The sequence below is a fragment of the Bradyrhizobium sp. 33ap4 genome, from assembly GCF_032654765.1.
In the GTDB taxonomy this organism is placed as follows: Bacteria; Pseudomonadota; Alphaproteobacteria; order Rhizobiales; family Xanthobacteraceae; genus Bradyrhizobium; species Bradyrhizobium australafricanum.
Genome location: NZ_JAUMTJ010000123.1, coordinates 1 through 7,152, shown reverse-complemented (window position 1 = coordinate 7,152; position 7,152 = coordinate 1). Strand labels below are relative to the sequence as shown.

Genomic DNA, 7,152 nt, shown 5'->3' with positions numbered 1-7,152 from the left:
TGCAAAGGTGTCCTTGCTGCATCCGGCTCATCAAAGGGCGCGACCCGCCGATCCACTTATGACACAGTAAGATTAGCGCGGGCGCCGTCGCAAATCAGAAACACGAATTCTCAAGCCGTGCAGCGAAACGATGTGCGGGCTGATCCGCGCGATGCAGTGCTTGCGTTCGATGTAACGCATCGCTTACGAGGTCGCGGACGGAGCCGCCGGGCTTCCGGCGACCTGTTCATTTCAGATCATTGCCTATGGAGATTGCGATGAAGATCACTGCCTCGATCATGCTTGCCGCGGCGCTCGCGCTGTCGTCGGCACCGGCCAGCGCCACCGTCCTCGATCTCTCGACCATGACCTGCAAGCAGTTCGTCGAAGGCGGAGACGACACCATCAAAATGGTGCTGGTCTGGATGGACGGCTGGTACAAGGGCGACTCCGACGAGGCGATCATCGACACCGACGTGTTCACCGAGAACGCCAAGAAGTTCGGCACCTATTGCGGAAAGAATCCGACCATCAGCATCGTCAACGCGGCGGAGGCCGTGCTCGGCAAGTAAATCTTGCAGCGTGATTGGCCTGAACCCTCATGGTGAGGAGCGCGGAACGCGTGTCTCTGTACGATGCTTCGCATCGCCAGGCGAACCGTGAGGCCGGGCTGGTAGCCTCGTCCTTCGAGACGCCTGCTGCGCAAGCTCCTCAGGATGACGGGATTGAAGGCGGGACAACATGTCCGACGTCGTCCCTGCGAAAGTGTTCGGTCCCGTGTGATTGGCGAGGGCCTGGATTGGCGCCAGGTAGCCGAGGCATTTGAGGCGGGTCCGATTGTAGTCGTGGACGAACTTGGCGATGAAGGCGTCGCGGTCGGCGTGGTTGACAAAGGTACGGCGCGCGCTGCCCCGTTTGTGTTCGCGGCCGATGGCTTCAGCGATGCGCCGGTTGAAGCGTTCGACGAGGCCGTTGGTTTGCGGGTGGTAGGGCTTGGTCAGGCGATGCTCGATTGCGCGCTGCTTGCGGAGCCGATCAAAGGGATGGTCGCCGGAAGGCTTCCCGACCGGTTTGTTCTTCTTGTCGACGGCGAAGCGGTCGGTGAACTCGGCTCCGTTGTCGGTCAGGATGGTGTGAACACCGTGCGGAAAGTCGGCCAGGAAGCGTTCGAGGAAGCCGGTCGCGGTCGTTCCGTCTCGCCTGGAATGGATCTCGACGAAGACGTATCGGGTGGCGCGATCGATCGCGACAAAGGCATAACTGGTGCGGCGTTGCAGCGCGGGCAGATACTTCACGTCGATATGAATGAAGCCGATGCTGGCGCTTTCGAAGACGCCGGCCCTGCGCTTGTCAGGCTTGGCAAGCCGGCTGATGCCGTTGCGCTGCAGGCAGCGGTGGATCGCGCTGCGGGACAGCTTGGCATTGATGCACCGCTGCATCACCTCGACGATATCGTCCAGCGGCAGCTGCAGCGATGTCCGCAGCTCACACACTGCCCATTCCTCAAGGGCGGACAGGCTGGTCGTGAGGTGCTTCGGCCGATGCGAGCGATCCTCGACCGTGCTGCGACCGCGCCAGCGATAGATTGTGGTCTCGCTGACCCCCAGCTCGGCCGCCAATTGGGCGACCGACTTCCTGCTGCGCTGGATGTAGGCACGCGTCTTCGGTGTCGTCGTGGCGTTCGCATGCAGGCTCAGTTCCATGACGCGAAGCGCTCCATGATAAAAGCCACGCCTCGTTCTACACCGATTCCATCCAACCAATCAGCAGGGACCAAACACGAAAGCAGGGACCCATAACCACAGGGTTTAATTGTTGAGGAAGGCTGTGGCCGCAGCCCTGCGCAACAATGGTCTTCGGTGGTTATGGGTCCCGGCTTTCGCCGGGACGACACTGAACGTTTGGTGCCGCTCCTCCGCCATACATTCACATCCTTCAGGATGAGATAGACCGGCCATGATGCGAGGGGCCTATCCCGGCAGCATCGCGAAGGCGCTCGACACCATCGCCACCGGCTTGTTGTCGGTGGCGGAGGATAGCGTGACGCGGCCGAAGCTCATGGTGCGGCCGAGCCGGACCACGCGGGCGTCGGCCAGCACGTCGGACGCCGTCACCGCGCGCATGAAGTGCGTGGTCTGGTCGACCGTCGTCATCGGCCGATAGCCCTTGTTGGCCGCGAGGTTGGCGAGCACCATCGCGGTGTCGGCGAACGCCATCAAGGCCTGGCCGCAGACGATGCCGCCATTGCGGCACAGTCGCTCGGAAAACGGCATGCGCAGGATGGCGCCGGGCTGCCAGTCGGCATCGCCGCCGGCAGGCGGCGCGATGTCGAACTGCTCGATCGACAGATTGAGGTCCTGGACCCATGGCGCAAAGACGTCGCCGAGCACGCGTTTCGCGTCGTCGATCCCGAATTCCCCGGCTTGCTGCTGCATGACGTCCCGTTCCTCTGTTGATCCTATATTGCTCTAGTTGCGCGTGACATGCACGCGTGGCGTCTTGCCGTCATTCCACTTGCCGTCGATCGCCCGTTCGATCTGGGCGGCGAGCTGCAGCAACAGCCCGTCACTCGCTTGCTTTCCGATCGCCTGAATGCCGAGCGGCAGGCCGTGCTCGTTGGTCGCGAGCGGCAGCGAGATCGCGGGGATGCCGCAGAGATTGGCGAGCGGCGTGAAGGCGAAGTTGCGCCAGAGATTGCCGAACCAGTCCAGCACCGACGGATTGTCGCTGATGGTGAGATACTCCTTGGTGCCGACCTTCGGCGTCGGCAGTGCCGTGATCGGCGTCAGGATGATGTCCCAGTCCTCGAAGAAGGCGCCGAAGCCGCGCGCCGTGGTGTTGAAGACGGCCTGCATGCGGGCGCGATCGGCGAAGCTGAAGTCGCGGCCATGCTCCCAGATGCGGATGTTGATCGGCTCGATCAGCTCCGCCGGCGGCCGCTCCAGCCCGCGCGCGGCGAGCATGTTGCCGATCACGACGGCGAAATTGCCGATGTAGCAGGTGGTCTGCGCCGCGAAGGCTTCCCGATAGTCGATCGACGGCAATGCGTAATCGACCTGATGGCCGAGGCCTTCGAGGAAGCGGCCGACCCGTTCGAGCTCGGCTGTGATGTGCGGCGTCGCGCGATAGTCGCCCCATATGTGCGACAGCGCGATTCTGAGCCGGCCGGGGTCGCGCGCGATCATTGCGGCATATGGCTCGGGCGAGGTCCAGAACGGCATGAACTCGCCGGGCGCAGGTCCCCGGCAGGCATCGACGAAGCCAGCGGTGTCGCGCACCGTGCGCGACTGGCAGCCCTGGATCGAGACCAGCCCGGTGAGATCGGACAGATGCGGCGCGAGCGAGAACACGCCGCGCGAGACTTTCAGGCCGATATTGCCGTTGACCCCGGCGGGAATGCGGATCGAGCCGCCGCCGTCGGTCGCATGCGCGATCGGCACCGCACCGGCGGCGACCATCGCCGCGCTGCCTGCTGACGAGCCGCAGGTGGTGTAGTCGGTGTTCCAGGGATTGCGCGTGACATAGACCGCGGGATTTTCCGCCGAGCTGCAGACCCCGAACTCCGGCGTCGTGGTGCGGCCGATCAAATTGAGGCCGGCCTTGCGCATCTTCGCCGTCAGGAAGGTGTCCGCCGCGGCGCGATTGCCGCGCATCATCAGCGAGCCCATCTCCTGCAGCCGCCCCTTCAAGGTCGGGCCGAGGTCCTTCATCAGGAAGGGCAGGCCGGCGAACGGGCCGTCGAGGTCGGCACCGTCGCGCGCCGGATCGGCGATCACATCGTCGAACAGCTCGACGACGCCGCAGAGCGCGGGATCGACCTTGGCGATGGCGCTGGCTGCCTGCGACGCCAGCTCACGGGGCGTCAGCTCGCCGGACCTGACGCGCTCCGCGAGCGCCGTCCCGTCGTGCTGCGTCCACTCGTCCCAGCTCATCGCCAAAGTCATTTGATCGATTCCTTTTCTGCTTTGTTGCGCAGTGTAATTTGCGCGGCCGCCCGGTCAAACCAGTGCGCGCCGGCAGCCCGTGCGACGCGCGCTTGCGCTCCGACGCGCACTGCGCTGCGCTCCGACGCGCACTGCGCTGCGCTCCGACGCGCACTGCGCTGCGCTGCAAGCGCCGTGCCCGGCTTGAAAATGCCCCAGTTTCGGCGCCCAGTCGCCTGCTCGCGAGTGGTGGGGGCGTACATGTTCTGCAGGTTGGTGGTGCTCGGCGGCGTGATTGCGATCGGACTTGCGCTCAGCGGTTGCACGCGCTGCGGTCCGATCTGGGACGACTGGATGCAGTCGCCGAAATCCTGCAAGTCAGACCATCTCTAGGGGCATGATCCGGAAAAGTGGAAACCGGTTTTCCGAAAAAGATCATGCTCAAACAAAGAGATGAGAACATGATGCGATTCCGCGGAAACGCATCATGTTCGGGGCCGGGGCAGGCACGCTTGGCGGCGGCTTTGTTGCGGTGATATACCGCCGACGAAAACGCAGGGAGTGTTCTTATGAGAGTTTTGAGCGCAGTTGCGGTTGCGGTGCTGTTGTCGGCGCCGGCCTATGCGCAGATGCCGAACGTCAACCTGATGCCTGAGGTCAAGACCAGGACCCAGGAGGAGAAGGAGCAGGACGCGGTCAGGGACAAGGCCTACAAGGACTCGCTCAGCAAGATTCCCGACGCCAAGGGATCGTCCGATCCCTGGGGCGTCGTGCGCAGCGATCCGCCGAAGGCGGCCGCCCATCCCGCCAAGCCGAAGACCAAGACCGGAAGCTCGGCGCAGCCGGGAAGCGCCGCGCCGCGTAGCCAGTAACGCCCGTTCGGGGCGACCTCGTCCGCCTCCCTCCGACTCGGATTCTCCCGCCGCCACCCCTATATTGGGGGTGTCGTCAATTGGTCCGGAGTTGCGGCAATGGTGTCTCGTCCGCGCGATCTCGCCAGCCGGATGGCCGAGCGGCGAAAGCCGGACGACGGCTATCTGCGCGAGACCTTCAGCCTGCCACGCGATCAGGCCCGCGTGAGGGCGCGTGACTTTCTCAAGCGCTACCCGAAGGCGGCCTATATGAGCGCCGTCGAGAGCTGGCGCGAGCTCCCCGGCGGCGACATCGAGTTCACGATGCGGCGGCTGGCCAGCGCGGATTGAAGCGTTTTCGAGCGAAGCGGGCGCCGGTTCGTGTGTTCTAATTTTAATTAGAACCGAAGCTCTGCAGGCCAGCGCGTCAGGGCACCGGGGCGTGCACGATAGACTGTGCCTCAGTCCCCATTGCTGCCGCGGGTCCGTTCCCGCCCCAGATTGTTCAGCTCGCGATCGATCCGCAGCTGCACGCGGCGGATCGCCAGAAGATCGAGCTTTGCTTCGGTCTTGCCCGTGAAGACGCGATCGCCGATCTGGAAGCGCCATTTCCAGACGCCGGCCGTCAGCCGAGTGACGCTGAACTCGATGCCCCTGTGGATCATTTGTAACGGTTCTGCGATTGAAGGGCGGTCGTCGATATTTAAACTATTAGTTGTAGTAATGATCAGCACCCGTAAAAAGATCGTGTGAAAGGCCGCGCCCGTTCGGGCCGTCGTTGTGGATTCCGGAAAGGATTCGTCCGCCGGCAGCGTCGCCACGGAACGGTCGCCAGCCATGTTGCCTGCCCGGCGCCGCGCAATTCGCGTTGCTTGGAGCAGGCCAATGTTACGAACGCTGGCGGAACCCGAGTCTTCCGTCGAACGCTACGGAGTTTTTCCAGGGCTCAGGAGGGGTACGAAGGTAGTATGCAGATTGTGCCAGCCGTTATCGGACGCCGTCGCGCCTGTCAGGTTAACTTGTTGATTATCAGGGGAACTTCGGGCGCAAGGTGCGTCGCACGGCCGGAACTTTGTTCTTGGCCGGAGAACTACGGAATTTTAAACGGCCCCGACAGGGGGCCGCCAACCCGTCCCGGAGGCGGGTTTTCCTCCAGCAGTCGGGGGGCTACCTGTCTGGCTGGGGGCCCCCAAATAAGGGCACTGCCGGGTCAATTGTTCCAGTAAATATTCCGCGAGAACAGATCGCGACCCGCAGGAAATTATGGGGCCAGAAGATCTGAGGGCCTTCTCAGTAGTCCTACCGAGAACATCGGCTAACCCTTGGTTACGACGGGGTTAAAGCCAAGCCGGCCACTCGAAAAATCAAAGCAGGCCATTGTGGATGGAAACAGGCCGGCACCGGTCTGTTGGTGCTGTCCTAGTTAGGACACTCGCTTGGGGAAACCAGGACACTCATTCACTTATGCAAATGCCCCTTCCGCGCCATGGAGGTTCTAGCTTCAGGTGGGGGTGTCCAGAATCTTTCCCTACCCCACGGGCGCTCCTCGGCCTCAGCCTCCCTGTCGGGGTGCTGGGGCCGTTTGTTTATGTAGAATCCAGTTCGGCTGGGGCCGCAACACTCGGAGCCGTCCCTGCCCAGTAGCGGCGCGGTGAGGCGGCCTCAGCGTTCGTTCCAACGCGCTGGGGCCGTTTCTTCAGGACACCTGATGCCGGCGCACCTCTCCGGCCGCCATGTTGAGAATTGGGATGTGATCGGCGGCCAGCTGTCGCTGAATGAGGCTAACAGCCCATCCCTCCGGGATCGCATCCAGCACTCGGTCAACGGCTTCTTCGCGCGAGGTCGCGGCGAGCCAGATTTGGACCTCGCCGTCATCGGTCGTCACTCGGACTAGATGAACCTCGATCGCCTGTTGCATGAGCAATAAAAGCGGCATCGAGGGAATCGTTTCAAAAATCTTCGCTTAAGTTAAGCCTGAAACCGCAATTAGGGCGCTATCGCTGACATGCCTACTTTAATGCGGACACGAAGACCGTGGCGCAAGCTCTCTGTATGTTCAGGCTCAGTCACCACGACGGCGTCGAGTACGGCTTCATGGCGTTGGCGGCGATATCGTTCGTAGCGCTCATCGTAGGTATAGGCGCCCTGTTTATGTGATGAGCCTGTCATCTCATGGATGATCCAACCGCCTTGGCCTCAGCGTGTACCCCCTCGCTGGGGCCGTTCTTTGGGCCAAGAAAAATCCCGGCTCGCGCCGGGCTTCATAGTTCAAGCTGACCTGCGAGATAGCGCCGCTTCTCGAACTGCCGCGATGTCGAGAGCCTGCGTGTTTCGGCAATTTCCGGACAGCAATTTCGGTAATTCGCGGACAGCGATTTCAGTAATTCCGGGACAGGGAT

The 7,152-nt window shown here is 62.7% G+C and carries 9 protein-coding genes; 3 read left to right on the top strand and 6 right to left on the bottom strand.

Annotated elements, in window-relative coordinates; all coding sequences use genetic code 11:
• Positions 1-257: 257 nt before the first annotated feature.
• A complete protein-coding gene (locus Q2M23_RS42800; RefSeq protein ID WP_168854955.1) occupies positions 258-551 on the top strand; it encodes an HdeA/HdeB family chaperone in 294 nt (97 codons plus the stop codon).
• A gap of 27 nt (positions 552-578) precedes the next feature.
• Here the strand turns inward: Q2M23_RS42800 and Q2M23_RS42795 are convergent, their stop codons facing one another.
• The 4 genes from Q2M23_RS42795 to Q2M23_RS42780 form a co-directional block, all read right to left on the bottom strand.
• Entirely contained in the window at positions 579-1,682 is a 1,104-nt protein-coding gene (locus Q2M23_RS42795) for an IS481 family transposase (protein WP_316399392.1), read from the bottom strand.
• Positions 1,683-1,949: 267 nt separating this feature from the next.
• The gene (locus Q2M23_RS42790) at positions 1,950-2,414 is read right to left on the bottom strand and encodes a PaaI family thioesterase (RefSeq protein ID WP_225164349.1); all 465 of its coding nucleotides are present in this window, start codon (positions 2,412-2,414) and stop codon (positions 1,950-1,952) included.
• A 33-nt stretch (positions 2,415-2,447) separates the two neighbouring features.
• Positions 2,448-3,923 carry an amidase gene (locus Q2M23_RS42785; protein ID WP_316399391.1) on the bottom strand — a complete coding sequence of 492 codons (1,476 nt, stop codon included), beginning with the start codon at positions 3,921-3,923 and terminating at the stop codon, positions 2,448-2,450.
• Positions 3,920-4,279 (bottom strand): hypothetical protein, encoded by a 360-nt coding sequence (locus Q2M23_RS42780; RefSeq protein ID WP_316399390.1) that lies wholly within the window; start codon positions 4,277-4,279, stop codon positions 3,920-3,922. The genes Q2M23_RS42785 and Q2M23_RS42780 overlap by 4 nt, the downstream gene beginning before the upstream one ends.
• 192 nt (positions 4,280-4,471) lie before the next feature.
• Here Q2M23_RS42780 and Q2M23_RS42775 point away from each other — a divergent pair, with 192 nt between their 5' ends.
• Both Q2M23_RS42775 and Q2M23_RS42770 read left to right on the top strand, forming a co-directional pair.
• Positions 4,472-4,774: a hypothetical protein gene (locus tag Q2M23_RS42775; protein ID WP_076828393.1), complete on the top strand. Its 303-nt coding sequence runs from the start codon at positions 4,472-4,474 to the stop codon at positions 4,772-4,774.
• 99 nt (positions 4,775-4,873) lie between these two features.
• Positions 4,874-5,104, top strand: coding sequence for a hypothetical protein (locus Q2M23_RS42770; RefSeq protein WP_016848527.1), 231 nt, complete (start codon positions 4,874-4,876; stop codon positions 5,102-5,104).
• A 110-nt stretch (positions 5,105-5,214) separates the two neighbouring features.
• Here the strand turns inward: Q2M23_RS42770 and Q2M23_RS42765 are convergent, their stop codons facing one another.
• A complete protein-coding gene (locus Q2M23_RS42765) occupies positions 5,215-5,418 on the bottom strand; it encodes a hypothetical protein (protein WP_316399393.1) in 204 nt (67 codons plus the stop codon).
• A gap of 1,031 nt (positions 5,419-6,449) precedes the next feature.
• A complete protein-coding gene (locus Q2M23_RS42760) occupies positions 6,450-6,689 on the bottom strand; it encodes a hypothetical protein (RefSeq protein ID WP_316399388.1) in 240 nt (79 codons plus the stop codon).
• Positions 6,690-7,152 lie beyond the last annotated feature (463 nt).

Excerpts from the sequence above, each read along its gene's own strand:
- Q2M23_RS42785 (WP_316399391.1), bottom strand. The coding sequence starts at position 3,923 with ATGACTTTGGCGATGAGCTGGGACGAGTGGACGCAGCACGACGGGACG.
- Q2M23_RS42770 (WP_016848527.1), top strand. The coding sequence starts at position 4,874 with ATGGTGTCTCGTCCGCGCGATCTCGCCAGCCGGATGGCCGAGCGGCGA.
- Q2M23_RS42775 (WP_076828393.1), top strand. The coding sequence starts at position 4,472 with ATGAGAGTTTTGAGCGCAGTTGCGGTTGCGGTGCTGTTGTCGGCGCCG.
- Q2M23_RS42765 (WP_316399393.1), bottom strand. The coding sequence starts at position 5,418 with ATGATCCACAGGGGCATCGAGTTCAGCGTCACTCGGCTGACGGCCGGC.
- Q2M23_RS42760 (WP_316399388.1), bottom strand. The coding sequence starts at position 6,689 with ATGCCGCTTTTATTGCTCATGCAACAGGCGATCGAGGTTCATCTAGTC.
- Q2M23_RS42800 (WP_168854955.1), top strand. The coding sequence starts at position 258 with ATGAAGATCACTGCCTCGATCATGCTTGCCGCGGCGCTCGCGCTGTCG.
- Q2M23_RS42790 (WP_225164349.1), bottom strand. The coding sequence starts at position 2,414 with ATGCAGCAGCAAGCCGGGGAATTCGGGATCGACGACGCGAAACGCGTG.
- Q2M23_RS42795 (WP_316399392.1), bottom strand. The coding sequence starts at position 1,682 with ATGGAACTGAGCCTGCATGCGAACGCCACGACGACACCGAAGACGCGT.